This window comes from Salmonella sp. SAL04213 (assembly GCF_046550535.1).
GTDB classification, from domain to species: domain Bacteria; phylum Pseudomonadota; class Gammaproteobacteria; order Enterobacterales; family Enterobacteriaceae; genus Salmonella; species Salmonella enterica.
The window spans coordinates 114,577-138,139 of the sequence record NZ_JBGDXS010000006.1; the positions used below are offsets into that span (position 1 = coordinate 114,577).

General features: G+C 54.9%; 24 protein-coding genes and 3 tRNA genes. 10 read left to right on the forward strand and 17 right to left on the reverse strand.

The window, feature by feature from the left end; translation table 11 throughout:
• Positions 1–7: 7 nt before the first annotated feature.
• The 8 genes from ACLJPQ_RS15760 to pncC form a co-directional block, all read right to left on the reverse strand.
• Positions 8–81 (reverse strand) — tRNA-Arg (locus ACLJPQ_RS15760).
• A 61-nt stretch (positions 82–142) separates the two neighbouring features.
• Positions 143–219: transfer RNA gene (locus ACLJPQ_RS15765), tRNA-Arg, on the reverse strand.
• Positions 220–222: 3 nt separating this feature from the next.
• Positions 223–315, reverse strand: a tRNA-Ser gene (locus ACLJPQ_RS15770).
• Between the two features lie 303 nt (positions 316–618).
• Positions 619–804: a carbon storage regulator CsrA gene (csrA, locus tag ACLJPQ_RS15775; protein ID WP_000906486.1), complete on the reverse strand. Its 186-nt coding sequence runs from the start codon at positions 802–804 to the stop codon at positions 619–621.
• A gap of 234 nt (positions 805–1,038) precedes the next feature.
• A complete protein-coding gene (alaS, locus tag ACLJPQ_RS15780) occupies positions 1,039–3,669 on the reverse strand; it encodes an alanine--tRNA ligase (RefSeq protein WP_080184749.1) in 2,631 nt (876 codons plus the stop codon).
• 235 nt (positions 3,670–3,904) lie between these two features.
• Positions 3,905–4,405: a recombination regulator RecX gene (recX, locus tag ACLJPQ_RS15785; RefSeq protein WP_020899128.1), complete on the reverse strand. Its 501-nt coding sequence runs from the start codon at positions 4,403–4,405 to the stop codon at positions 3,905–3,907.
• A 116-nt stretch (positions 4,406–4,521) separates the two neighbouring features.
• Positions 4,522–5,583 (reverse strand): recombinase RecA, encoded by a 1,062-nt coding sequence (gene recA, locus ACLJPQ_RS15790; RefSeq protein ID WP_000963150.1) that lies wholly within the window; start codon positions 5,581–5,583, stop codon positions 4,522–4,524.
• An 84-nt stretch (positions 5,584–5,667) separates the two neighbouring features.
• Positions 5,668–6,165 (reverse strand): nicotinamide-nucleotide amidase, encoded by a 498-nt coding sequence (pncC, locus tag ACLJPQ_RS15795; RefSeq protein WP_001528025.1) that lies wholly within the window; start codon positions 6,163–6,165, stop codon positions 5,668–5,670.
• A gap of 195 nt (positions 6,166–6,360) precedes the next feature.
• Between pncC and ACLJPQ_RS15800 the strand changes: the two genes are divergently transcribed.
• Positions 6,361–6,606 (forward strand): hypothetical protein, encoded by a 246-nt coding sequence (locus ACLJPQ_RS15800; RefSeq protein WP_000053777.1) that lies wholly within the window; start codon positions 6,361–6,363, stop codon positions 6,604–6,606.
• Positions 6,607–6,643: 37 nt separating this feature from the next.
• Here ACLJPQ_RS15800 and mltB read toward each other — a convergent pair whose 3' ends face one another.
• Positions 6,644–7,723 carry a lytic murein transglycosylase B gene (gene mltB / locus ACLJPQ_RS15805; RefSeq protein WP_000476826.1) on the reverse strand — a complete coding sequence of 360 codons (1,080 nt, stop codon included), beginning with the start codon at positions 7,721–7,723 and terminating at the stop codon, positions 6,644–6,646.
• Positions 7,724–7,976: 253 nt separating this feature from the next.
• Between mltB and srlA the strand changes: the two genes are divergently transcribed.
• From srlA to gutQ, 7 genes are all read left to right on the forward strand, one after another.
• A complete protein-coding gene (gene srlA, locus ACLJPQ_RS15810; protein ID WP_000573335.1) occupies positions 7,977–8,540 on the forward strand; it encodes a PTS glucitol/sorbitol transporter subunit IIC in 564 nt (187 codons plus the stop codon).
• Positions 8,537–9,508 (forward strand): PTS glucitol/sorbitol transporter subunit IIB, encoded by a 972-nt coding sequence (locus tag ACLJPQ_RS15815; RefSeq protein ID WP_000199039.1) that lies wholly within the window; start codon positions 8,537–8,539, stop codon positions 9,506–9,508. The genes srlA and ACLJPQ_RS15815 overlap by 4 nt, the downstream gene beginning before the upstream one ends.
• Positions 9,509–9,519: 11 nt before the next feature.
• Positions 9,520–9,882, forward strand: coding sequence for a PTS glucitol/sorbitol transporter subunit IIA (srlB, locus tag ACLJPQ_RS15820; protein WP_000111553.1), 363 nt, complete (start codon positions 9,520–9,522; stop codon positions 9,880–9,882).
• Between the two features lie 11 nt (positions 9,883–9,893).
• Positions 9,894–10,673 (forward strand): sorbitol-6-phosphate dehydrogenase, encoded by a 780-nt coding sequence (gene srlD / locus ACLJPQ_RS15825; protein WP_001077372.1) that lies wholly within the window; start codon positions 9,894–9,896, stop codon positions 10,671–10,673.
• A 76-nt stretch (positions 10,674–10,749) separates the two neighbouring features.
• On the forward strand, positions 10,750–11,109 hold the full coding sequence (gene gutM, locus ACLJPQ_RS15830) for a transcriptional regulator GutM (protein ID WP_000255198.1): 360 nt from the start codon (positions 10,750–10,752) through the stop codon (positions 11,107–11,109).
• A gap of 197 nt (positions 11,110–11,306) precedes the next feature.
• Positions 11,307–12,080, forward strand: a complete 774-nt coding sequence (gene srlR, locus ACLJPQ_RS15835) for a glucitol operon DNA-binding transcriptional repressor SrlR (protein WP_000804536.1) — start codon at positions 11,307–11,309, stop codon at positions 12,078–12,080.
• Positions 12,073–13,038 carry an arabinose-5-phosphate isomerase GutQ gene (gene gutQ, locus ACLJPQ_RS15840; protein WP_001278206.1) on the forward strand — a complete coding sequence of 322 codons (966 nt, stop codon included), beginning with the start codon at positions 12,073–12,075 and terminating at the stop codon, positions 13,036–13,038. Before srlR ends, gutQ begins: the two co-directional genes overlap by 8 nt.
• Here the strand turns inward: gutQ and norR are convergent.
• Positions 13,035–14,555, reverse strand: coding sequence for a nitric oxide reductase transcriptional regulator NorR (gene norR / locus ACLJPQ_RS15845; RefSeq protein ID WP_080184750.1), 1,521 nt, complete (start codon positions 14,553–14,555; stop codon positions 13,035–13,037). The genes gutQ and norR overlap by 4 nt on opposite strands.
• A gap of 185 nt (positions 14,556–14,740) precedes the next feature.
• Here norR and norV point away from each other — a divergent pair, with 185 nt between their 5' ends.
• Both norV and norW read left to right on the forward strand, forming a co-directional pair.
• On the forward strand, positions 14,741–16,180 hold the full coding sequence (gene norV / locus ACLJPQ_RS15850; protein ID WP_000026006.1) for an anaerobic nitric oxide reductase flavorubredoxin: 1,440 nt from the start codon (positions 14,741–14,743) through the stop codon (positions 16,178–16,180).
• Positions 16,177–17,310, forward strand: a complete 1,134-nt coding sequence (norW, locus tag ACLJPQ_RS15855) for an NADH:flavorubredoxin reductase NorW (protein WP_010835027.1) — start codon at positions 16,177–16,179, stop codon at positions 17,308–17,310. Before norV ends, norW begins: the two co-directional genes overlap by 4 nt.
• A 96-nt stretch (positions 17,311–17,406) precedes the next feature.
• Here norW and hypF read toward each other — a convergent pair whose 3' ends face one another.
• From hypF to hycF, 7 genes are all read right to left on the reverse strand, one after another.
• Positions 17,407–19,647: a carbamoyltransferase HypF gene (hypF, locus tag ACLJPQ_RS15860; protein WP_080184751.1), complete on the reverse strand. Its 2,241-nt coding sequence runs from the start codon at positions 19,645–19,647 to the stop codon at positions 17,407–17,409.
• Positions 19,648–19,792: 145 nt separating this feature from the next.
• A complete protein-coding gene (hydN, locus tag ACLJPQ_RS15865; RefSeq protein WP_042948890.1) occupies positions 19,793–20,338 on the reverse strand; it encodes an electron transport protein HydN in 546 nt (181 codons plus the stop codon).
• Between the two features lie 200 nt (positions 20,339–20,538).
• Positions 20,539–21,348, reverse strand: coding sequence for a hypothetical protein (locus ACLJPQ_RS15870; protein WP_000936681.1), 810 nt, complete (start codon positions 21,346–21,348; stop codon positions 20,539–20,541).
• A gap of 26 nt (positions 21,349–21,374) precedes the next feature.
• Positions 21,375–21,845 carry a hydrogenase maturation peptidase HycI gene (gene hycI / locus ACLJPQ_RS15875; RefSeq protein WP_023181870.1) on the reverse strand — a complete coding sequence of 157 codons (471 nt, stop codon included), beginning with the start codon at positions 21,843–21,845 and terminating at the stop codon, positions 21,375–21,377.
• The gene (locus ACLJPQ_RS15880; RefSeq protein WP_000003725.1) at positions 21,838–22,248 is read right to left on the reverse strand and encodes a formate hydrogenlyase maturation HycH family protein; all 411 of its coding nucleotides are present in this window, start codon (positions 22,246–22,248) and stop codon (positions 21,838–21,840) included. Before ACLJPQ_RS15880 ends, hycI begins: the two co-directional genes overlap by 8 nt.
• Complete coding sequence (hycG, locus tag ACLJPQ_RS15885; RefSeq protein WP_000067422.1) at positions 22,245–23,012, reverse strand: formate hydrogenlyase subunit HycG; 768 nt, start codon at positions 23,010–23,012, stop codon at positions 22,245–22,247. The genes ACLJPQ_RS15880 and hycG overlap by 4 nt, the downstream gene beginning before the upstream one ends.
• Positions 23,012–23,554 (reverse strand): formate hydrogenlyase subunit HycF, encoded by a 543-nt coding sequence (gene hycF, locus ACLJPQ_RS15890; RefSeq protein WP_000493773.1) that lies wholly within the window; start codon positions 23,552–23,554, stop codon positions 23,012–23,014. Before hycF ends, hycG begins: the two co-directional genes overlap by 1 nt.
• Positions 23,555–23,563: the final 9 nt, after the last annotated feature.

Here is a 23,563-nt window from a genome sequence, read left to right on the forward strand (position 1 = left end):
GAGAGGGTGCATCCGGGAGGATTCGAACCTCCGACCGCTCGGTTCGTAGCCGAGTACTCTATCCAGCTGAGCTACGGATGCATCGGGAAACTTACTTTACTGCAGATTTTGATACCGCGGGAAAGCCGTATCAAGTAAGAGATGGTGCATCCGGGAGGATTCGAACCTCCGACCGCTCGGTTCGTAGCCGAGTACTCTATCCAGCTGAGCTACGGATGCAAATGGCGGTGAGGCGGGGATTCGAACCCCGGATGCAGCTTTTGACCGCATACTCCCTTAGCAGGGGAGCGCCTTCAGCCTCTCGGCCACCTCACCACACGCCTCTTACGAGTGCTTCGAAGAACTTGTTCTGCTCATCGTCGCTGCGTGGCGCACATATTACTTTCTGGGACTTATAAGTCAAACAATTTTTCCAGAGCTTTTATCGTTTGCACACTTCACGCTCAATTAGTCTGTAAAAAAGCCAAAAAGAGTGTTTTATCAACAGATAATTTGATGACACGCTGGCCGCCAAAAGCGCACCATATCAACAGTGAGGTTGAAAAAAGTCATGAAGGGACAACGCGGGCGAGCGAGAAGAGAGGCTGCGCCTCACCCGAAAAGTGAGACGCGAAAACCTTAGTAACTGGACTGCTGGGATTTTTCAGCCTGGATACGCTGGTAGATCTCTTCACGATGGACAGAAACTTCTTTCGGGGCGTTCACGCCAATACGCACCTGGTTGCCCTTCACCCCTAAAACTGTCACGGTGACCTCATCGCCAATCATGAGGGTCTCACCAACTCGACGAGTCAGAATCAGCATTCTTTGCTCCTTGAAAGATTAAAAGAGTCGGGTCTCTCTGTATCCCGGCATTATCCATCATATAACGCCAAAAAGTAAGCGATGACAAACACCTTAGGTGTAAGCAGTCATGGCATTACATTCTGTTAAACCTAAGTTTAGCCGATATACAAAACTTCAACCTGACTTTATCGTTGTCGATAGCGTTGACGTAAACGCCGCAGCACGGGCTGCGGCGCCAACGAACGCTTATAATTATTGCAATTTTGCGCTGACCCAGCCTTGTACACTGGCTAACGCTGCAGGCAGAGCTGCCGCATCCGTACCACCGGCTTGCGCCATGTCCGGACGACCGCCACCCTTACCGCCCACCTGCTGAGCGACCATACCAATCAATTCCCCTGCTTTAACCCGGTCGGTCACATCCTTCGACACGCCCGCAATCAGAGAAACCTTACCTTCAACAACCGTTGCCAGTACGATAACGGTAGACCCCAGTTGATTTTTCAGATCATCAACCATGGTTCGCAGCATTTTCGGCTCAATACCAGCAAGCTCGCTAACCAGGAGCTTCACGCCGTTGAGATCGACCGCTTTACTGGAAAGATTTGCACTCTCCTGCGCTGCGGCCTGGTCCTTCAACTGCTGCAACTCTTTTTCCAGCTGACGTGTACGTTCCAGTACGGCACGCACTTTGTCGCCCAGATTCTGGCTGTCGCCCTTCAGCAGATGCGCAATATCGTTTAAGCGATCGCTTTGCGCATGAACGGTGGCCATAGCGCCTTCACCGGTTACCGCCTCAATACGACGAATGCCCGCTGCGGTGCCGGACTCAGAGATAATACGGAATAGACCGATATCACCGGTACGACTGGCGTGAGTACCGCCGCACAGTTCGGTAGAAAAATCGCCCATGCTCAGAACGCGTACACGTTCGTCGTATTTCTCGCCAAACAGCGCCATGGCCCCTTTCGCCCTCGCCGCGTCGAGATCCATGATGTTCGTTTCAATCGGCAGGTTGCGGCGAATTTGCGCATTCACCAAATCTTCAACCTCACGAATCTCCGACGGCTTCATCGCTTCATTGTGCGAGAAGTCGAAGCGCAGCACTTTATCGCTAACCAGCGAACCTTTCTGCGCAACGTGTGTCCCAAGCACCTGGCGCAACGCCGCGTGCATCAGGTGCGTGGCGGAGTGGTTCAGACGGATACGTGCGCGGCGCGCTTCATCTACGTCAGCCTGTACCGCATCGCCCACTTTCAGAGCGCCCGCAGACAATTTGCCGAGGTGACCAATCGCCTGACCATATTTTTGCGTGTCGTCCACAGCGAAAGTAAATTCAGCGCCTTTCAGCTCGCCTTTATCGCCAACCTGACCGCCTGATTCCGCATAGAATGGGGTCTGATCCAGCACGACAACCGCTTCCTGTCCCGCGTTAATCGCTTCAACCGCTTTACCATCGACAAACAGCGCGGTCACTTTGCCGTTCAGTTCCAGATGGTCATAACCTTTAAATTCAGAAGCGCTGTCAACGCGGATCATCGCGTTGTAGTCCGCGCCAAAACCGCTAGCTTCGCGCGCGCGACGGCGTTGCTCTTCCATAGCGGCTTCAAAACCGGCTTCATCGACTTTGATGTTGCGCTCACGGCAGACGTCCGCCGTTAGATCGACCGGGAAACCATAAGTATCATACAGACGGAAAGCTGTTTCGCCGTCCAGGGTGTCGCCCTGCAATTTCGCCAGTTCTTCATCCAGCAGCGCCAGACCGCGCTCCAGCGTACGGGCGAACTGCTCTTCTTCCGTTTTCAGAACCTGCTCGACCTGCGCCTGCTGACGTTTCAACTCTTCGCCTGCGGAGCCCATTACCTCAATCAGCGGCCCAACCAGCTTGTAGAAGAAGGTCTCTTTCGCGCCCAGCATGTTGCCGTGACGAACCGCGCGACGAATAATGCGACGCAGCACATAGCCACGGTTTTCATTCGACGGCAGCACGCCATCGGCAACCAGGAATGCGCAAGAACGGATGTGGTCGGCGATAACGCGCAGCGATTTATTACCCAGATCGGTGGCGCCGGTGACTTTCGCTACCGCTTCAATCAACGTGCGGAACAGGTCGATATCATAGTTAGAGTTAACGTGTTGCAGTACCGCGGCAATACGCTCCAGCCCCATACCGGTATCTACAGACGGTTTCGGCAATGGTTCCATAGTCCCGTCAGCCTGACGGTTGAACTGCATAAAGACGATGTTCCAGATCTCAATATAGCGATCGCCGTCTTCTTCCGGGCTTCCCGGAGGGCCGCCCCAGATGTGGTCGCCATGATCGTAGAAGATTTCGGTGCACGGACCGCAGGGACCGGTATCACCCATCTGCCAGAAGTTATCCGATGCGTATGGCGCGCCTTTATTGTCGCCGATACGGATGATACGCTCGCGCGGGATGCCGACTTCTTTTTCCCAGATCTCATAGGCTTCGTCGTCGGTTTCATAAACGGTGACCCATAAACGCTCTTTTGGCAGAGCAAACCAGTTTTCACCGGTCAGTAATTCCCATGCGAACTGAATGGCGTCGTGTTTGAAGTAATCGCCGAAGCTGAAGTTGCCCAGCATTTCGAAGAAAGTATGGTGACGTGCAGTGTATCCGACGTTTTCCAGATCGTTGTGTTTACCCCCCGCGCGTACGCAACGCTGGGAAGTGGTTGCACGGGAATAATTACGTTTATCGAGCCCAAGGAAAACATCCTTGAACTGGTTCATCCCGGCATTGGTAAACAACAGAGTGGGGTCATTGTTAGGCACCAGGGAACTGCTGGCAACTACCTGATGCCCTTTACTATGGAAAAAGTCGAGAAACGCCTGACGGATCTCAGCGGTGCTCTTGCTCATAATTATCCTGAAATCAAGCTACACTTCATCCTTCAGGCCGCCTCTGCGTTGGCTGCGAGTTTCCCGGTCACGCGTTCCCGAGGCTCACTTGCCGCTTTGATGCGGCTTGAATGATTTTGTGTATTTAAGGAATATTCGTCGCAGACGCTGTTCGCCGTTAAGCAACCCGCGTCCAGACGGAAAAAGTGGGAATAAGATAAGTTTTCTTTACCGGGAAGTAAAATCCCGTATGCGCTCAATCTGCAAAATTTCGCCATATTTGCTGGATATCGTCCATCAGATACCCGCGATAGAGCAAAAAGCGCTGTACCTTAACCTTTTCTGAAAAGTTTGAAGGGAGCGGCTCGCCATATTTGCGAACGGCCTGTTCACGTGCCATTTCACTCCAGTCAATTTCACATTCTCGCATCGCTTTTTCAGCCGATTCACGGGAAATGCCTTTCTGATTCAACTCCTGGCGAATACGCGCCGGGCCATAGCCTTTGCGGCTACGACTGGCGATAAAGCGCATCACGAAGCGCTCGTCATCAAGATAGTGATGTTCGTGGCACCAGGCGATCACGCGTTCATAATCGTCTGCCGTCGCATCAATCTCTTCCGGCCCATTTTTGCCCATCACCGGCGCGGAGAGTTTACGCCGTAATTCCTGCTCGCTGTGATCGCGGACAGCAAGAATACGTACCGCACGATCAAGGAGACGAGCATAAGCGGGACGGCGCGATGTGGGTTCACTCATAAAAAACCTTAACAGGGAGAAATGCCAAAAGGGCCGCATAAATGCAGCCCTTGATGGTAATTTAACGTTTTGCTGAATGGCGGCTTCGTTTTGTCCGACCCACCATCACCTGATGATTAAAAATCTTCGTTGGTTTCTGCAACGCCTTCGCTATCGTCAACGGCGAAATCGGGCGTGGCATTCTGATTACTCAACAGTAATTCACGAACCCTTTTCTCGATCTCTTTCGCTGTCGCCGGGTTCTCTTTCAGCCAGGTAGTCGCGTTCGCTTTGCCCTGGCCGATCTTCTCGCCGTTGTAGCTGTACCATGCGCCCGCTTTCTCGATCAGCTTCTCTTTCACGCCCAGGTCAACCAGTTCGCCATAGAAGTTGATGCCTTCACCGTAGAGGATCTGGAACTCGGCCTGCTTAAACGGCGCGGCGATTTTGTTTTTCACCACTTTCACACGCGTTTCGCTACCCACGACATTATCGCCCTCTTTCACCGCGCCAATACGACGGATATCAAGACGAACAGAGGCGTAGAATTTCAGCGCGTTACCGCCGGTGGTGGTTTCCGGGTTACCGAACATCACGCCAATCTTCATACGGATCTGGTTGATGAAAATCAACAGCGTGTTGGACTGTTTCAGGTTCCCCGCCAGCTTACGCATCGCCTGGCTCATCATACGCGCCGCGAGGCCCATGTGAGAGTCGCCAATTTCGCCTTCGATTTCCGCTTTCGGCGTTAGCGCCGCTACGGAGTCGACCACAATGACGTCCACCGCGCCTGAACGCGCCAGCGCGTCACAGATTTCCAGCGCCTGCTCGCCGGTATCCGGCTGAGAGCAGAGCAGGTTATCGATATCGACGCCCAGCTTGCGTGCGTAAACAGGGTCAAGCGCGTGTTCCGCATCGATAAACGCACAGGTTTTACCTTCACGCTGCGCAGCGGCAATCACCTGTAGCGTCAGGGTCGTTTTACCGGAAGATTCCGGCCCGTAAATTTCGACGATACGCCCCATCGGCAGACCGCCCGCACCGAGTGCGATATCCAGTGAAAGCGAACCGGTGGAGATAGTTTCCACATCCATAGAACGGTCTTCACCCAGACGCATGATGGAGCCTTTACCAAATTGCTTTTCAATTTGGCCCAGTGCTGCCGCCAACGCTTTCTGTTTGTTTTCGTCGATAGCCATTATTACTCCTGTCATGCAACTTGGTATTGAACCGGATAGTGAATTCGTACTGTTGAAGCAATTATACTGTATGCTCATACAGTATCAAGTGTTTTGTAGAAATTGTTGCCACAGGGTTTGTAGCGCGTACGTCGTCGCCTGTCGACGCACCGATTCACGGTCGCCGCTGAAGCATTCCCGACGCGTAATCCCTTCTCCGCTGACATTGGCGAAAGCAAACCACACCGTACCAACCGGCTTTTCTTCACTGCCGCCATCCGGCCCGGCAATTCCGCTAATAGCGACAGCAAAATCGGCGCGAGCGGCCTTCAGCGCCCCGATCGCCATTTCGACCACTACGGGTTCGCTGACCGCGCCATGCTGCGCCAGGGTCTCTTCACGCACGCCAATCATCTGCGCTTTGGCTTCATTACTATAGGTGACAAAGCCGCGTTCAAACCAGGCGGAGCTTCCGGCGATGTCGGTAATGGCTTTCGCCAGCCAGCCGCCGGTACAGGACTCTGCTGTCGTTACGGTCGCCCCGCGCGCTTTTAACGCCAGCCCGACCTGCTCGCTAAGCCGCATCAGTTCACTGTCAGTCATCATGACCTCTGTCAGTTAGAAATCCTGCCGCACAAGATAGCACTTTCTCACCAGAGATGGGGACGAGCAGTCGATTTTACGAGTCGGATTCCGAAAAAATGCCAGCAGGTTATTTATGCAGAATGAAATGAGGTAGCACATGACTAAATAGCAGTACCATGTCGCTAAATTTACACGCACGGAGAGAAAGCAAGGATGTCACTCAAAAAAACGGAAAGCACACAGCAAACACTAAAACAAACCACCCAACTACGGCTGTGGGCCACAATTGGCGGCGTCTGTTCACTTGTCATGGGAGTACTGAATATATTGTCGTCAGGCTATTTTGAACCGTATGATGGCGGTCAAATTATCTTAGGCCTGGGATGTCTGGGATATAGTCTGGCACTATCAAAGAAGATATCCCACTTGCAGGCAGAGAATCAGCCCAAAAAGCCATAATAATAGCGGAGGGGGTGCTCCCCTCCCTAAGCGTAAATTAGCGCACCCGCGCCAGCGCTACCGCCTGGCCCAGTTGCCAAACCGCCATCGCATAATGCGTGCTGTGGTTATATCGGGTAATGGTGTAGAAGTTCGGCAGGCCGTACCAGTACTGGTAGCCCGTACCGATATCCAGACGCAGCAGGCTGGCTTCCTGATGATTGCCCAACGATTGCTGCGGCGTTAAGCCTGCGGCGGCAAGCTGAGAGAGACTGTATTTTGTTTTGAAACCATTCGCCAGTCCCGGCGCCTGACCATTCGCTGGCACCGCAACCGTATCGCCTTTCACCCAACCATGCGCCTTGAAGTAGTTCGCCACACTGCCGATGGCATCTACCGGATCCCACAAGTTAATGTGCCCATCGCCATTGAAATCGACCGCATATTCTTTATAGGAAGATGGCATAAACTGGCCGTAGCCCATCGCGCCCGCAAAGGAACCTTTCAGATTGAGCGGATCGTCTTGCTCATCGCGCGCCATGAGCAGGAAGGTTTCCAGCTCGCCGGAGAAATATTCCGCCCGGCGCGGATAGTTAAATGACAGCGTCGCCAGCGCGTCCAGAATCCGTGTTTTCCCCATAATACGTCCCCAGCGGGTTTCCACGCCGATAATCCCCACGATGATTTCCGGCGGTACGCCGTATACCTGCCAGGCGCGGTTCAGCGCGTCTTCATACTGATTCCAGAACGCGACGCCGTTTTGCACGTTATCCGGCGTAATAAATTGTTTGCGGTAGCGCAACCAGGCGCCATTTGGTCCGGCGGGCGGCTGAGTGGTCGGCGCTTGTCTGTCCATCAGACGCAGGACGTAATCCAGTCTTTTAGACTGCGAGAGGATCTCCTGCAGCTGCTGACGGTCGAAACCGTGTTTGCTGACCATTTTATCAATGAACTGCTGCGCATTAGGGTTGTTGGCGAAGTCGCCGCCCATTTGCATGACGTTATGCTGCGGCTCAAGCAGGAAGCCGCCGGAAGACGTGCCAGTCGTCGCTTGAGTCTCGGAAGATTTTGGCGTGCTGCTACAGGCAGCAAGCAATACGCAAAGTGGAAGTAACGCTACATAACGACGCTTGAACATGAGACATCCATTAAACAAATTCAGCCAGGGAGAAGTATGGTAAAGCATCCCCCGCCGCACAAGGAAGCGGCACAAGAGAATAAATCACCTTTCTCCTCTTTTCAGTTTGTATCCTCTCCCTCGCCCCCACAATCTTTCAACTTAAAATATTTTTCTTTTATTTTGCGATCACAATAACACTTTTGAATCTTTCAACATGATTACAATGAACAGGAAATTAGCAAGAAAACTAAAAACCCTACAGGAGAGAACAATGATCGAAACCATTACACATGGTGCGGAGTGGTTCATCGGGTTATTCCAGAAAGGCGGAGAGGTGTTTACCGGTATGGTGACAGGTATTCTTCCGCTACTGATAAGCCTGCTGGTTATCATGAATGCGCTCATCAATTTTATCGGCCAGCAGCGTATTGAGCGTTTTGCCCAACGCTGCGCCGGAAATCCGCTATCCCGCTACCTGCTTTTACCGTTTATCGGAACGTTTGTTTTTTGTAATCCGATGACCCTGAGCCTGGGACGCTTTATGCCGGAGAAGTACAAGCCGAGCTATTACGCGGCGGCCTCCTATAGCTGTCACTCCATGAACGGTCTGTTTCCGCATATCAATCCCGGCGAACTGTTTGTTTATCTGGGTATCGCCAGCGGACTCACCACGTTAGGGCTTCCTCTCGGCCCGCTCGCGGTGAGCTATCTGCTGGTAGGTCTGGTGACGAACTTCTTCCGCGGTTGGGTCACCGATCTCACCACCGCTATTTTTGAGAAAAAAATGGGGATTCAACTTGAGCAGAAAGTTCATCTGACAGGAGCGGTATCATGACACGGGTTCGTATTGAGAAAGGCGCCGGCGGCTGGGGCGGCCCGCTTGAACTGGACGTTACGCCAGGCAAAAAGATCGTCTATATCACAGCCGGTACGCGCCCGGCGATCGTCGACAAACTGGCGCAACTAACAGGCTGGCAAGCGGTGGACGGCTTTAAAGAAGGCGAACCACCGGAAGCGGAAATCGGCGCGGCCATTATCGACTGCGGCGGTACGCTGCGCTGCGGTATCTATCCGAAACGCCGGATTCCAACCATTAATATTCACTCGACGGGTAAGTCCGGCCCACTGGCGCAGTATATTGTTGAGGATATTTATGTCTCCGGCGTAAAAGAAGAAAACATTACTCTTGTCGGCGAAACGCCTGCCAGTCCTCAGCCTGCCAAAACGACATTAGGACGTGACTACGACACCAGCAAAAAAATCACCGAGCAGAGCGACGGGCTGCTGGCAAAAGTCGGTATGGGAATGGGCTCCGCCGTGGCGGTACTGTTCCAGTCCGGTCGCGACACCATTGATACAGTCCTGAAAACAATCCTGCCGTTTATGGCGTTCGTTTCGGCGCTGATCGGCATCATTATGGCCTCAGGTCTTGGCGACTGGATCGCCCACGGCCTGGCGCCATTAGCCAGCCATCCACTGGGGCTGGTGACGCTGGCATTGATCTGCTCTTTCCCGCTGCTGTCGCCCTTTCTCGGCCCTGGCGCGGTTATCGCTCAGGTCATTGGCGTCCTGATCGGCGTTCAGATAGGCCTGGGCAATATCCCCCCGCATCTGGCGCTTCCCGCCCTGTTCGCGATTAACGCGCAGGCGGCCTGCGACTTTATCCCGGTCGGCCTGTCACTGGCGGAAGCGAAACAAGACACCGTTCGCGTCGGCGTACCTTCTGTGCTGGTCGGACGCTTCCTGACTGGCGCGCCCACGGTACTTATCGCCTGGTTTGTTTCCGGCTTTATCTATCAATAAGAGGTTCAGACATGAGCGTGATTTATCAAACCACCATCACCCGTATCGGCCAGAGCGCGAAGGAGGCGCTCGGCGAACAGATGCTGATTACGTTTCGGGAAGGTGCGCCGGCGGATATCGAAGAATTTTGCTTCATCCATTGCCATGGCGAACTGACCGGCGCGCTGCAGCCTGGCGCGCGGTGTGAATTGGGCCAACATTGCTATCCGGTCACGGCGGTCGGCAGCGTAGCCGAGCAAAACCTGCGTGAACTGGGGCATATCACTTTGCGCTTCGATGGTCTGCGCGAAGCGGAATTTCCCGGCACCGTACACGTTGCGGGGCCTGTACCGGACGATATCGCGCCGGGCTGTATTTTGACGTTTGTCGCTTAAGGAGAAAAAACATGAATCAAGTTGCCGTTGTCATTGGCGGAGGCCAGACCCTGGGGGCATTCCTTTGCCGTGGGCTTGCAGAAGAAGGATACCGCGTGGCGGTCGTTGATATTCAAAGCGATAAAGCCGCGAATGTCGCCCAGGAAATTAACGCCGATTTTGGCGAAGGTATGGCGTACGGTTTTGGCGCCGACGCTACCAGCGAGCAGAGCGTGCTGGCGCTGTCCCGCGGCGTAGACGAGATTTTCGGGCGCGTCGATCTGCTGGTTTACAGCGCGGGTATCGCCAAAGCGGCGTTTATCAGCGATTTCCAGTTGGGCGATTTTGACCGCTCGCTACAGGTGAATCTGGTGGGCTATTTCCTCTGCGCCCGTGAGTTTTCCCGCCTGATGATCCGCGACGGCATTCAGGGGCGCATTATTCAGATTAACTCTAAATCCGGCAAAGTGGGCAGTAAACACAACTCCGGCTACAGCGCGGCGAAATTCGGCGGCGTGGGGTTAACCCAGTCTCTGGCGCTGGATCTGGCGGAATACGGCATTACCGTACACTCGTTGATGCTCGGCAACCTGTTGAAATCGCCGATGTTCCAGTCACTGCTGCCGCAATACGCCACTAAACTGGGCATTAAGCCCGACGAGGTGGAGCAGTATTACATTGATAAGGTACCGCTCAAACGCGGGTGTGATTATCAGGATGTGCTGAACATGCTGCTATTTTATGCCAGCCCGAAAGCGTCTTATTGCACCGGGCAGTCGATCAACGTAACCGGCGGTCAAGTGATGTTCTGACCGTGAATTGTCGGATGGCGCCGTAGGCCGGATAAGACGGTTACGCCGCCATCAGGCAAACCAACAGGAGCACATTATGGTTTCCACTCTGATTACCGTCGCCGTTATCGCCTGGTGTGCGCAACTGGCGCTGGGCGGCTGGCAGATTTCCCGCTTTAATCGAGCTTTCGATAAACTTAGCCAACAGGGGCGGGTCGGCGTCGGGCGCTCCGGCGGGCGTTTTAAGCCCCGGGTGGTGGTTGCCGTGGCGCTGGACGAACAGCAGCGGGTGACGGACACTTTATTGATGAAAGGTCTTACGGTATTCGCCAGACCGGTTAAAATTGCCGCAATGCAAGGAAAACATTTGCATGAATTACAGCCTGATGTGATCTTTCCCCATGATTCGCTCGCGCAGAATGCACTATCATTGGCGCTTAAACTGAAACATGGGTAATTTCGTTGTGAATGCGTATAGCTTGCGAAATTATCATTTTGCAACCAATACCCTAAATAATTCGAGTTGCAGGAAGGCGGCGACGCAGCGAATCCCAGGAGCGTACATCAGTACGTGACCGGGGTAAGCGAGGAAAGCCAACGCACATGCAGCGTGAAGTATGACGGGTAAATACATAAGTCAGGGTAATCACGCCTATGAAACCTCGTCAGCGTCAGGCCGCGATTCTGGAGCACCTGCAAAAACAGGGAAAATGCTCGGTTGAAGAACTGGCCCAGTACTTTGACACGACAGGCACCACTATCCGTAAAGATCTGGTCATTCTGGAAAATGCCGGAACCGTCATCCGCACCTATGGCGGCGTGGTGTTGAATAAAGAAGAGTCCGATCCGCCTATTGATCACAAAACGCTTATCAACACCCACAAAAAAGCGCTGATAGCCGCAGCCGCTGTGAAATATATCCATGATGGCGATTCCATTATTCTGGACGCCGGAAGTACCGTGTTACAGATGGTGCCGTTGCTTTCGCGTTTTAGCAACATCACAGTGATGACCAACAGCCTCCATATTGTCAACGCGCTATCGGAACTGGACAACGAACAAACTATCCTGATGCCCGGCGGCACCTTCCGTAAAAAATCGGCGTCGTTTCACGGTCAACTGGCGGAAAACGCCTTTGAGCAATTCAGCTTTGATAAACTTTTCATGGGAACTGACGGTATTGACCTGAATGTCGGTGTGACCACGTTCAATGAGGTTTACACCGTCAGTAACGCAATGTGCAATGCAGCACGCGAGGTGATTCTGATGGCGGACTCCTCAAAATTTGGTCGTAAAAGCCCCAATGTGGTGTGCAGTCTGGAAACCGTCGACAAACTGATCACGGACGCGGGGATCGATCCGGCATTTCGTCAGGCGCTGGAAGCAAAAGGGATTGAAGTAATCATAACCGGAGAAAGCAATGAGTGATGCACTACTAAACGCGGGCCGTCAGACCTTAATGCTGGAGCTACAGGAAGCCAGCCGTCTGCCGGAGCGTCTGGGCGATGATTTTGTCCGCGCCGCCAATATCATTATTCACTGTGAAGGCAAAGTGATCGTTTCCGGCATTGGCAAGTCAGGTCATATTGGTAAAAAAATCGCCGCGACGCTTGCCAGTACTGGTACTCCCGCTTTTTTTGTTCATCCGGCGGAAGCACTGCATGGCGATCTGGGGATGATTGAAAGCCGCGACGTGATGTTATTTATCTCCTATTCCGGCGGCGCAAAAGAACTCGACCTCATCATCCCGCGTCTGGAAGATAAATCCGTCGCGCTGCTGGCGATGACCGGTAAACCTCACTCTCCGCTGGGGCGAGCGGCAAAAGCCGTTCTGGATATTTCCGTCGAGCGTGAAGCCTGTCCGATGCATCTGGCACCAACGTCCAGTACCGTCAATACGCTGATGATGGGCGATGCGCTGGCGATGGCGGTCATGCAGGCGCGCGGTTTTAACGAAGAAGATTTCGCCCGTTCGCATCCGGCTGGCGCACTGGGCGCGCGTTTGCTCAATAATGTGCATCACCTGATGCGCCAGGGCGATGCAATACCGCAGGTGATGCTCGCCACCAGCGTGATGGATGCCATGCTGGAACTTAGCCGTACCGGGCTGGGGCTGGTGGCGGTTTGCGATGAGCAACATGTTGTGAAAGGCGTCTTTACCGACGGCGACCTGCGCCGCTGGCTGGTGGGCGGCGGCGCGCTCACCACGCCGGTAAGCGAAGCCATGACGCCCAACGGTATTACGCTCCAGGCGCAAAGCCGCGCCATTGACGCCAAAGAGCTCCTGATGAAGCGCAAAATTACCGCCGCGCCGGTGGTCGATGAAAACGGCAAACTCACCGGCGCCATTAACCTACAGGATTTCTACCAGGCGGGGATTATCTAATCCTTCAGTCCCAGACGTTTCGCCAGCCGGTGCAGGTTGGCGACGTCGGTTTCCAGCGCCCGCGCGCTGGCCGCCCAGTTGTGATTATTTTGCGCCAGCGCCTGGCGAATCATCTCTCGCTGGAAGTTCTCCGTCGATTCGCGCAAATTGCGGCAAGTCGGCAGAGCCAGAAAGCTTTCCGCAGGCGGCGCGGGTAAAACGTCCTCTGACAAGGCAAAATGCTGCGCCTCCAGTATCACCTCATCCCCTGCCCGGGTCGCTCTCGCCAGTACAACCGCACGGTGAATGGCATGTTCCAGCTCCCGGACGTTGCCCGGCCAGCCATAGTTGAGCAAATGGCGGCGCGCGTCGGGACTCAACACCACGCGGGACATCCCCAGCCGCAGTCGGCACTGCTCGCAAAAATAGCCCGCCAGCAGCACCACATCATCGCCGCGCTCGCGCAGCGGCGGCACAAAGAGCGGGAAAACGCTCAGGCGATGGAACAGGTCGGCGCGAAAACGCCCCGCCAGCACCTCTTCACGCAGGTCACGGTTGGTCGCCGCCAACACCCGCACATCCACGCGCAGGCTACGATCGTCGCCGACGCGCTGAATATCGCCATACTGCAACACGCGAAGTAGCTTGGCCTGTAGCGCCAGCGACAGTTCGCCAATCTCATCCAGAAACAGCGTGCCGTTATCCGCCATTTCAAACTTACCGCTACGATTACTGATAGCCCCGGTAAAAGCCCCTTTTACATGACCAAACAACTCGCTCTCCGCCACGCTTTCCGGCAGCGCGGCACAGTTGAGATAGACCAGCGGATTGACCGCTCTGGGGGAGCCCTGGTGAATGGCTTTCGCCACCAGCTCTTTACCAGTCCCCGTTTCACCGCCGATCAGCACGTTAAGATCGGAGCCCGCCACAATCTCGATCTCTTTTTTCAACTGCGTCATCGCCGGCGACAGGCCGATCATGTGCGTCTCTTTTATCGGTTCAAACACGCCTGACGACCCCGGCAGCATGTTCTGGCTTTCCAGTTGTTCAATTAACAGCGCATTGCTCAATGCCCCGGCGGCCAGCGCGGCGACAAGCCGCAGCTCTTCATCGCTAAATACCTCGAACTGCTCCGGCGTCATAGCATCAAGGGTCAGCGCACCGATGAGGTTCTGTCCGGCAAACAGCGGCAGACCAACACAGGCGTGGACTTTCAGGCTTTCCTGTCCGGGAATTAACCCGTCATACGGATCGGGTAAATCGCTATCAGCCGGAAAACGCACCACGTCCCCCGCGCGAGCGATGGCTTCCAGGCGCGGATGCCCTTCCAGGGTAAAACGTCTGCCGAGAACGTCCTGCGCCAGGCCATCAATCGCCAGTGGAATAAATTGTCGTGATTCATAACGCAACAGCGCCGAGGCGTCGCACGCCAGCACCTGACGCAGCGTAGTAATCAGCCGCTGAAAACGATCCTGATGCCCAATGCCGCGTTGTAACTCAATGGCGATGCCCGCCAATACCTCCACGGAAAAACTCATGGTTACCTCATTGTCATTTTGACAATCTATAGTGTCATATTGACAGCATCACTTATAGTCTTTTTGACTATACCAAAAATACAAAATTATCATAATTTCATATAAATCAATAAGATGTAAAGTTGGCACACTACCTGCAATAAGCAAAACAACTTTTTGCAAACGTTGAATGAATTGAGGTGGTTATGTCTATTCTGGTTAAAAATAATATTCATTGGGTTGGCCAACGCGACTGGGAAGTACGTGATTTTCACGGCACTGAATACAAAACGCTGCGTGGCAGCAGCTATAACAGCTATCTCATTCGTGAAGAAAAGAATGTGCTGATCGATACCGTCGATCATAAGTTTAGCCGTGAGTTTGTGCAAAACCTGCGCAGTGAAATCGACCTCGCGGACATCGACTACATCATCATTAACCATGCCGAAGAAGACCATGCAGGCGCGCTGACCGAACTGATGGCGCAGATCCCGGACACGCCTATCTACTGTACCGCCAACGCCATTGACTCTATCAACGGCCATCACCATCATCCGGAATGGAATTTTAAGGTGGTGAAAACCGGCGATACGCTGGATATCGGCAACGGCAAGCAATTGATCTTCGTGGAAACGCCGATGCTGCACTGGCCGGACAGCATGATGACCTATATGACCGGCGACGCGGTGTTATTCAGCAACGACGCCTTTGGTCAGCACTACTGCGACGAGCGCCTATTCAATGATGAAGTGGACCAAACCGAACTGTTTGAGCAATGCCAGCGCTACTACGCCAATATCCTGACGCCGTTCAGCCGTCTGGTAACGCCAAAAATTACCGAAATCCTCGGCTTCAACCTGCCGGTGGATATGATTGCCACCTCACACGGCGTGGTATGGCGCGACAACCCAACGCAAATCGTGGAGCTGTATCTGAAATGGGCGGCAGATTATCAGGAAGATCGTATCACTATTTTCTACGATACCATGTCGAACAATACTCGCATGATGGCGGATGCCATCGCGCAGGGTATCAATGAAGTGGACCCGAACGTGGCGGTCAAAATCTTTAACGTCGCCCGCAGCGATAAAAATGAAATACTGACCAATGTCTTCCGTTCGAAAGGCGTGCTGGTCGGTACTTCTACCATGAACAACGTGATGATGCCGAAAATCGCTGGCCTAGTGGAAGAGATGACCGGCCTGCGCTTTCGCAACAAACGCGCCAGCGCCTTCGGTTCTCATGGCTGGAGCGGCGGCGCTGTGGATCGACTGTCCACGCGCTTACAGGATGCCGGTTTTGAAATGTCCCTGAGTCTGAAAGCGAAATGGCGTCCGGATCTGGATGCGCTGGAGTTGTGCCGTCAGCACGGTCGCGACATCGCGCGTCAGTGGGCGCTTGCTCCGCTGCCGGAAACCACACAGAAAACCGCGCCAGCCGAAGAAATCACAACCTGCGCCGCCGCAGACCTCGGTCCTAAAATGCAATGCAGCGTATGCCAGTGGATTTACGACCCTGCGCTGGGCGAGCCGTTGCAGGATGTCGCGCCGGGTACGCCGTGGAGCGACGTGCCGGATAACTTCCTGTGCCCGGAATGTTCATTAGGTAAAGACGTGTTCGACGTACTGGCGACGGAGGCAAAATGAGTCGGGGAATCATCATTATTGGGTCGGGCTTCGCCGCCCGCCAGCTCGTCAAAAATATCCGTAAACAAGATGCGCATGTGCCGTTAACCCTGATTGCGGCGGACAGCATGGATGAGTACAACAAGCCCGATCTCAGCCACGTTATCAGCCAGTCGCAGCGCGCCGATGATCTCACCCGCCAGTTAGCGGGAGAATTTGCTGAACAGTTTAATCTACGACTGTTCCCGCATACCTGGGTTGCTGACATTGATGCCGATGCCCATGTGGTGAAAAGTCAGGATAAACAGTGGCAGTACGACAAGCTGGTACTGGCGACCGGGGCGACAGCCTTTGTGCCGCCGATTGCAGGACGTGAGTTAATGCTTACTTTGAATAGCCAGCAGGAGTACCGCGCCTGTGAGACACAACTGCGCGACGCGCAGCGAGTGCTGATTGTCGGCGGCGGTCTCATTGGCAGTGAATTAGCGATGGATTTCTGCCGCGCCGGGAAAACGGTAACGCTGATGGATAACGCCGCCAGCCTTCTCGCCTCACTGATGCCACCGGAAGTGAGCAGTCGCTTACAGCATCACCTGACCGATATGGGGGTGCATCTGCTGCTGAAATCGCAGTTGCAAAAACTGGAGAAAACCGAAGCCGGTATCCGCGCTACGCTGGTAAGCCAGCATAGTATTGAGGTCGATGCAGTGATTGCCGCCACCGGCTTACGCCCGGAGACCGCTCTGGCGCGCCGCGCCGGGGTAGTCGTCAACCGCGGCGTCTGCGTGGATAGCTATCTACAGACCAGTCACCCGGATATTTATGCGATCGGCGATTGCGCGGAAATCAATGGTCAGGTGCTGCCCTTCCTGCAACCGATCCAGTTAAGCGCGATGTACCTGGCGAAAAATCTGTTTGGCGGCAACGCGCCGCTGAAGCTACCGGCGATGCTGGTCAAAGTCAAAACGCCGGAACTGCCGCTGCATCTGGCGGGAGAAACTCAGCGCCACGATTTGAGCTGGCAGATTACCGCAGAATCTGACGGTATGATTGCCAAAGGCATGAGCGGAGAAGGCCAACTACGCGCCTTTGTGGTGAGTGAAGATCGCATGAAAGAGGCCTTTGCACTGCTGAAAACGTTGTCCGTATAAGCCTGTGATGCCGGATGGCGCCGCTTCGCGTCTTATCCGGCCTACGAGTGAGCATCTGTTTACAGGCCAGATAAGGCGCAGCCACCATCCGGTGCCCTACACTTCACTTAACGCTCGCGCTGCGGCAATCACGCCCTGTCCAAACGACAGCCCGCCGTCGCCCGCTGGTAACCGCTGCGGAAATAACAATTTAAAATCAGAAAGATAAAAGGCAAGACGCGCGCGAAGTAAGCGGTTGTGTATCACCCCGCCGCTGAAGACCAGAGTGGTTATCCCCCGCGCCGTAGCCTGTTGGCGCATTAGCGTGGCAAACCCGCACGCCAGCGCATCATGAAAAGCCCAGGCGCGTTGCGCGGGCGTGGCCTGCCAGTTCAACCATTGCCGCCAGAAAACAGCGACGTCCAGTTGAGCGCCGTTAAGCGGCATCGTTACCGGATGCTCAACGTTAGCGCATTGAGAGGCCAGCGCCTCCAGCGCGCAGGCGGCCTCGCCCTCATAGCTAAGCGATGCTGGCGCGCAGCGAAGCGCGGCAGCCACCGCGTCGAACAACCGCCCGCAGGAAGAGGCCAACGGGGCATTGACGCCGCGCTCAATGGCGCGCGCCAGGACACTCCAGTTTTGCTGTTGCAGCCCCGCTGTCTCCGGGTAATCCTGCCAGTCCGGCACAAAGCGCAGGCACTGCGCCAACAGATTACGCCACGGCTGTTTGGCAGCCAGATCGCCTCCCGGCAGCGCCACGGCGGGTAAACCACCTAAATGTTCGCACTCGCGATAATTGACCCGCAAACATTCTCCGCCCCATAGCGCGCCATTCTCACCCATGCCGATACCGTCTACCGTCAGGGCAATCACCTCTCCGCCGTCCAGCGGCCAACCATGCTCGGCCAGGCAAGCCGCCGCATGGGCATGATGGTGTAACACCGTCTCTGTCGGCAGACGCATCTCACTGGCCCACTGACTGGAAACATAGCCCGGATGCGCATCACAGACGATACGCTCTGGGGTAAAATCGTAGATTGACTGGATCAAACGCAATGCCTCGCGCCACTGCGCCTGGATACCGTCATCGCTGAGATCGCCCAAATGTTGGCTGACAACCGCCTGTTCGCCGCGTACCAGACAGAACGTGTTTTTCAGATCCGCGCCCAGACACAGTATCGGCGGCACATCGCGAAATCCGGGCGGCAACGCAATCGCGTCCGGCACGTATCCCCGCGAACGACGCAGCATTTCGCCGCTGTCGCGCACGACAGAGTCGTCCATGCGCTGAACAATGTCGCGATTGTGCAACAGAAAACCATCGGCAATATCGTGTAAATCGTCCAGCGCCTGTTCGTTGGTGATGGCGGGCGGTTTGCCGCTCAGGTTGCCGGATGTCATCACCAGCGGGTAATTGAGCGCCTGCAACAAGAGATGTTGCAATGGGTTGGCTGGCAGCATCACGCCCACCTCCGTAAGCCCTGGCGCGATGCCCTCACTCAGCGAAGGTACATACTGCTTATCCACCAGCACAATCGGGGCCGCTGGCGTGGTCAGCAGCGAACGCGCCGCGCTCGGCAGCGTTTGCGCCGTGGGCAACATCACCGCCAATGGTTTCGCCGGGCGATGTTTACGCGCCCGCAGCATCGCCACTGCGTTATCGTTGCGCGCATCGCAGGCCAGATGAAAACCACCCAGCCCTTTAACGGCAATAATGCCTCCGGCGTTCAGTTGGGCGACTGCCGCCTGCAAAGCCGCCTCTTTTTCCGCTCGTTCATGTTGGCTCCGCCACTCAAGATGCGGCCCGCATGACGGACAGGCAACGGGCTGGGCATGAAAACGGCGATCGTACGGATCGCGGTATTCGCTGTCGCATTCCGGACACAAGGGAAACTCCGCCATCACCGTAAATGGCCGGTCATAGGGCATAGCGCGAATAATGGTGAAGCGTGGTCCGCAGTGGGTGCAATTGATGAAAGGATAACGGTAGCGCCGCTCGCCTGGGGTATTCATCTCGGCAAGACATGCCGGGCAGGTCGCCGCATCCGGCACGATTTGCGTGTTCATCGAACCGCCTGCGCTCTGACGAATGGTGAAATCCGTCGGTGCGCGCTCCCATACCAACGACGCGTGTTCAATGCTGTCAATGCGCGCCAGCGGCGGGCAATCCTGATAGAGCGCGGCAATAAATTGCGACGGATCTTCCAGCAGCCGAACGACGACGCCGTCGCCGTCATTACACACGTCGCCGTGTAATTGCAACTGCTGCGCCAGCTGCCAGACAAAAGGACGAAAACCGACGCCCTGTACTTTGCCCCGAATGCGTAGCTGTACGCCGGAAGGTGTGTCTATCGCCATCTTATTTTCCCGCCATCATCGAACCCGGATGCCTGATGGCGCGACGCTTATCAGGCCTACAACCGCACGGACCGTAGACCGGATAAGGCATTGATGCCGCCATCCGGCAATGCTTTGTGGCGTATTCTACGCGCAATCGCAGAAATCAGAAAAGCAGCGATGCCGTTGAATCCAGCGCCGCACGACGGCGTTTTTCCGCGCTTAGCTGTTCAAGCTTATTGCGGTCCACGCAGATGAGGGCGTGCGTTGGGCAAGCGGCCATACAGGCCGGACCGGCTTCACGGTGGTGACACAGATCGCACTTGTTGGCTTCGGCTTTTTCGGCACGCACGTTCAGCCCTGCGCCGCTATTGCGAACCACCGGACGTACCACCACTTCCATGGCGCCGTAAGGACATGCCACTACGCAAGTTTTACAGCCAATGCAGCGTTCCTGCATCACATGAACAAAGCCTTTGTCACGGCTGATGGCGCCATTCGGGCAAACGTTGGCGCACGGCGCGTCTTCACACTGGCGACACAGCGTTGCCGTGGAAACATTCACGCCTTTGATGACATGGATACGAGGTAAAAAGGTTTCAGGGATCAGCGATGCGCAATCCTGATTTTCCTGATGGGATACGACGCAAGCCACTTCACAGGTACGGCAACCAATGCACTTACTCGCGTCTGCAATGATGAAACGGTTCATCAAATTCTCCAGCAATAACAGATGATGTGCCGATATATACACGAATCGTGCCAATTTTTATTTCATTGTTATTTAAGAATATTATTTCTATTTTCGTGAGCATTTACGTGTCATCGTCACAAGTGTCGATGACACGTAATGTCGCCAGTGGTGGTCAAGATTTGCAGTGATAGCCAGCCAACTCTGCACCGCAACTGGCATCAATCCTGATTAACGCCTGGCAATACGTTACCGCGTATTAAACAGCGCTGCGTAAGGGAAAGATCGTCCGTTTGCGGATTCCTTCCGGCAATAGGTTTGATAATTAATTTACGGCCAGGATAGTGATTAAAACGGGTCAGCGCCGGATAACTCAACCGGCCAAACCAGCCGTGTACGCGCTGCCAGCGGGCGTCCTTCACCTGATATAAATTGGTTATCCAGTAGCCTGAGTCAAACTGCATATCCAACAGTTGCGTGCGCCCATTGCCCTGTAAATCAAGCAAATCATCGACGCCAGTATCGGTGGCGGTATAAAACCCCCACGGTTCAAAGACGCAGGGGCGGCCATTCTTGAGAAAGGTGAAAATGATGTATTGCGCGCTCGGCGCCAGGCCCAACCCAGGATTGCCCAACCAGATAACCAGATCCTGAATGCCGTTACGATCGAGGTCAGCGCGATAAAATTGCGCATTACCCGCCAAATTAATCAGCATTCCCACCGGGACAACCCACGAATTACCGGCTCTGTCTTTTCCGCTAATCCGCCATTCGTTATCTTTTTTCGGCTCCGGCAGTAGCGTCACGCCACTGACTCCGACCTGGCGAAAATGCCAGGTCTGGTCGGGCGATACAGAATAAGGCAGGGTCAACAGCGGCTTCAGCGCACGCTTTTGCGCATATTCACCGTCGCTCATCGGCAGGTAACCGACAAAACCGGTGGCCAGTGCGCGCGCGGCGATGCAGAAAAATAGCAGTCCGCTCCATACGATAATCTTCACGTCCTTCTTACCGCCTATGCCGGGTAACACAAATTCTCCCTAAATATGTGCGCATTTTACGCCTCCGGCGCTTCCAGCGCGGCAAATCCGCCGTTTCCCTGCCAGCCTTCCAGACGCTGATAGACGATATTTACCGCGTCCTTAATCGGTTGAGTCATCGGATAATAAAACCCGACGATATCCGGCTGGATACCAACAAAAATCACCTCGCCGACATCCTCTTTCAGCTGATCGACCAGGTAGTTGAGCGGCATATTGTGGGTGGTCATCATAAACATTTCGGCGATATCATCCGGATCGATAATGCGGATCTCGCCCGGATTAAGTCCCATGTCGGTGGCGTCGACAATCAACAGACGCTGCGGGCGCAGTTCGCGAATCGCCACAATGTCGTTTTCCGGCGCGCTGCCGCCATCAATCACCACCCAATTACCCTTCGGCTGCGCCGCGCACATTTCCGCCAGTAACGGGCCTGCGCCGTCGTCGCCCATCATGCTGTTGCCGACACAGAGTAAAACGTCAGTCACGAAGCCTCCTCACCATCAGGTAGATGGCGCTTTCCTGATGAATGTCATGCAGCATACTGAGCATCAGTTTGCTCCATTCTTGCTGCTGCGGGGTCTGCGCGGCGCGCGCCTCATCAAACGCGCGCGCCAGCATTTGCACATGGTTGAAATCGATGACGATCTCGCCATACTTCGGCACGCCTTCCATTTTACGCCGGGCATCGCTACCGGCTTCCAGGGTGGCGATCCACGCCAGATACTCATCCCATGGGCAGGTGAGCGCGGCCTCCAGGCAATCGATAACCCCCAGGTGGTGACCAATCGCCAGGCTGTAATAGACAACCTGCTGCGCCTCGGCGGGCGTCGCATCGTTCTCATCAATAAACTTACGGCTCAGTTGACTGAACACCACCTGTTCGCTCATCGGATACGCGCCTCTTCAACAACATGATTGAGATGGGTGACAATTTCGGTTAAACGCGGATCGTTTTCCGCTTCCAGCCAACGCGCCACTTGCTGCTCGCCCTGCCCCAACTGTGTCAGGTAATCATCGGCGATCTGACGACCATAGCGATAACCCGCCAGCCGGCGCGCCGCGCGATCCACCTTCACGCGCAGCGGCTGCACCATATCCGGATGCAGGATCTCTGCGGGCTGCTCGTCCAGCTCACCCGGCGCGCGGGCGTGGATTTTCTGCTCCAGCAGGCCAAGCGCCATCGCAAAGCCATACAGCGTCGCCGCAGGCGTTGGCGGGCAGCCTGGAATATACACATCCACCGGGACGATTTTGTCGGTACCACCCCACACGCAGTAGAGATCGTGGAAGATGCCGCCGCTGTTGCCGCAGGCGCCGTAAGAGATACAAATTTTCGGATCCGGCGCCGACTGCCAGGCGCGCAGCGCCGGAGAGCGCATGGCGCGGGTCACCGCGCCGGTAAACAGCAGAATATCGGCATGACGCGGCGACGGTACCACTTTGATACCGAAACGCTCGGCATCAAACAGCGGCGAAAGCGTCGCAAAGATTTCGATTTCACAGCCGTTACAGCCGCCGCAGTCCACGCGGTAAACGTATGCCGAACGCTTAATATTTTTCAGTAGAGACGCCTTCATGCTGGCGATGGATTCATCCACCGTCATCGGTACCGGAATGCCGTTGGCGTCACGCGGGCCTAATAAATTGCTCATTAGCTGACCTCTTTCATATGGCGAGTCAGTTCAATACGGTCGGACGGCACCAGGCATTTCTGACGCTTACAGTCCGGGCAGGTCTCAAAGCTTTCGCGGTGGTTTTCCGCGCGGCTGTCGCCGTTGTGCGCAAGCAGCGCAATGGCGTAGTCAATCTCTTTCTGTACGGCGAAAGGACGATTGCACACGCGGCAATTGCACAGCGCAAAGCGGGACTGTTGCAGGAAGTCTTCTTTCTTCCACACTGCCAGTTCGTACTCTTGCGACAGTTTGATCGCCGCCGTCGGGCAAACTTCTTCGCAGCGACCGCAGAAGATGCAGCGGCCAAGATTGAACTGCCACGCCAGCTCATTGGTTGCCAGTAAGGTTTCCACCGTCAGCGCGTTCGACGGGCAGGCATTAACGCAGGCGGCGCAGCCGATGCACTGCTGCGGATTATGTTCCGGCTTGCCGCGGAAGTTTTTATCAACCGCAATCGGCTCCAGCGGATAAGACGAGGTCGCCGTGCCGGTTTTGATAACTTTTTTGATAAAGGTAAACATGGCGATTCC

Bases quoted from the DNA above. Each gene is read 5' to 3' on its own strand.
- csrA (WP_000906486.1), bottom strand. From the start codon at position 804: ATGCTGATTCTGACTCGTCGAGTTGGTGAGACCCTCATGATTGGCGAT.
- alaS (WP_080184749.1), bottom strand. From the start codon at position 3,669: ATGAGCAAGAGCACCGCTGAGATCCGTCAGGCGTTTCTCGACTTTTTC.
- recX (WP_020899128.1), bottom strand. From the start codon at position 4,405: ATGAGTGAACCCACATCGCGCCGTCCCGCTTATGCTCGTCTCCTTGAT.
- recA (WP_000963150.1), bottom strand. From the start codon at position 5,583: ATGGCTATCGACGAAAACAAACAGAAAGCGTTGGCGGCAGCACTGGGC.
- pncC (WP_001528025.1), bottom strand. From the start codon at position 6,165: ATGACTGACAGTGAACTGATGCGGCTTAGCGAGCAGGTCGGGCTGGCG.
- ACLJPQ_RS15800 (WP_000053777.1), top strand. From the start codon at position 6,361: ATGTCACTCAAAAAAACGGAAAGCACACAGCAAACACTAAAACAAACC.
- mltB (WP_000476826.1), bottom strand. From the start codon at position 7,723: ATGTTCAAGCGTCGTTATGTAGCGTTACTTCCACTTTGCGTATTGCTT.
- srlA (WP_000573335.1), top strand. From the start codon at position 7,977: ATGATCGAAACCATTACACATGGTGCGGAGTGGTTCATCGGGTTATTC.
- ACLJPQ_RS15815 (WP_000199039.1), top strand. From the start codon at position 8,537: ATGACACGGGTTCGTATTGAGAAAGGCGCCGGCGGCTGGGGCGGCCCG.
- srlB (WP_000111553.1), top strand. From the start codon at position 9,520: ATGAGCGTGATTTATCAAACCACCATCACCCGTATCGGCCAGAGCGCG.
- srlD (WP_001077372.1), top strand. From the start codon at position 9,894: ATGAATCAAGTTGCCGTTGTCATTGGCGGAGGCCAGACCCTGGGGGCA.
- gutM (WP_000255198.1), top strand. From the start codon at position 10,750: ATGGTTTCCACTCTGATTACCGTCGCCGTTATCGCCTGGTGTGCGCAA.
- srlR (WP_000804536.1), top strand. From the start codon at position 11,307: ATGAAACCTCGTCAGCGTCAGGCCGCGATTCTGGAGCACCTGCAAAAA.
- gutQ (WP_001278206.1), top strand. From the start codon at position 12,073: ATGAGTGATGCACTACTAAACGCGGGCCGTCAGACCTTAATGCTGGAG.
- norR (WP_080184750.1), bottom strand. From the start codon at position 14,555: ATGAGTTTTTCCGTGGAGGTATTGGCGGGCATCGCCATTGAGTTACAA.
- norV (WP_000026006.1), top strand. From the start codon at position 14,741: ATGTCTATTCTGGTTAAAAATAATATTCATTGGGTTGGCCAACGCGAC.
- norW (WP_010835027.1), top strand. From the start codon at position 16,177: ATGAGTCGGGGAATCATCATTATTGGGTCGGGCTTCGCCGCCCGCCAG.
- hypF (WP_080184751.1), bottom strand. From the start codon at position 19,647: ATGGCGATAGACACACCTTCCGGCGTACAGCTACGCATTCGGGGCAAA.
- hydN (WP_042948890.1), bottom strand. From the start codon at position 20,338: ATGAACCGTTTCATCATTGCAGACGCGAGTAAGTGCATTGGTTGCCGT.
- ACLJPQ_RS15880 (WP_000003725.1), bottom strand. From the start codon at position 22,248: ATGAGCGAACAGGTGGTGTTCAGTCAACTGAGCCGTAAGTTTATTGAT.
- hycG (WP_000067422.1), bottom strand. From the start codon at position 23,012: ATGAGCAATTTATTAGGCCCGCGTGACGCCAACGGCATTCCGGTACCG.
- hycF (WP_000493773.1), bottom strand. From the start codon at position 23,554: ATGTTTACCTTTATCAAAAAAGTTATCAAAACCGGCACGGCGACCTCG.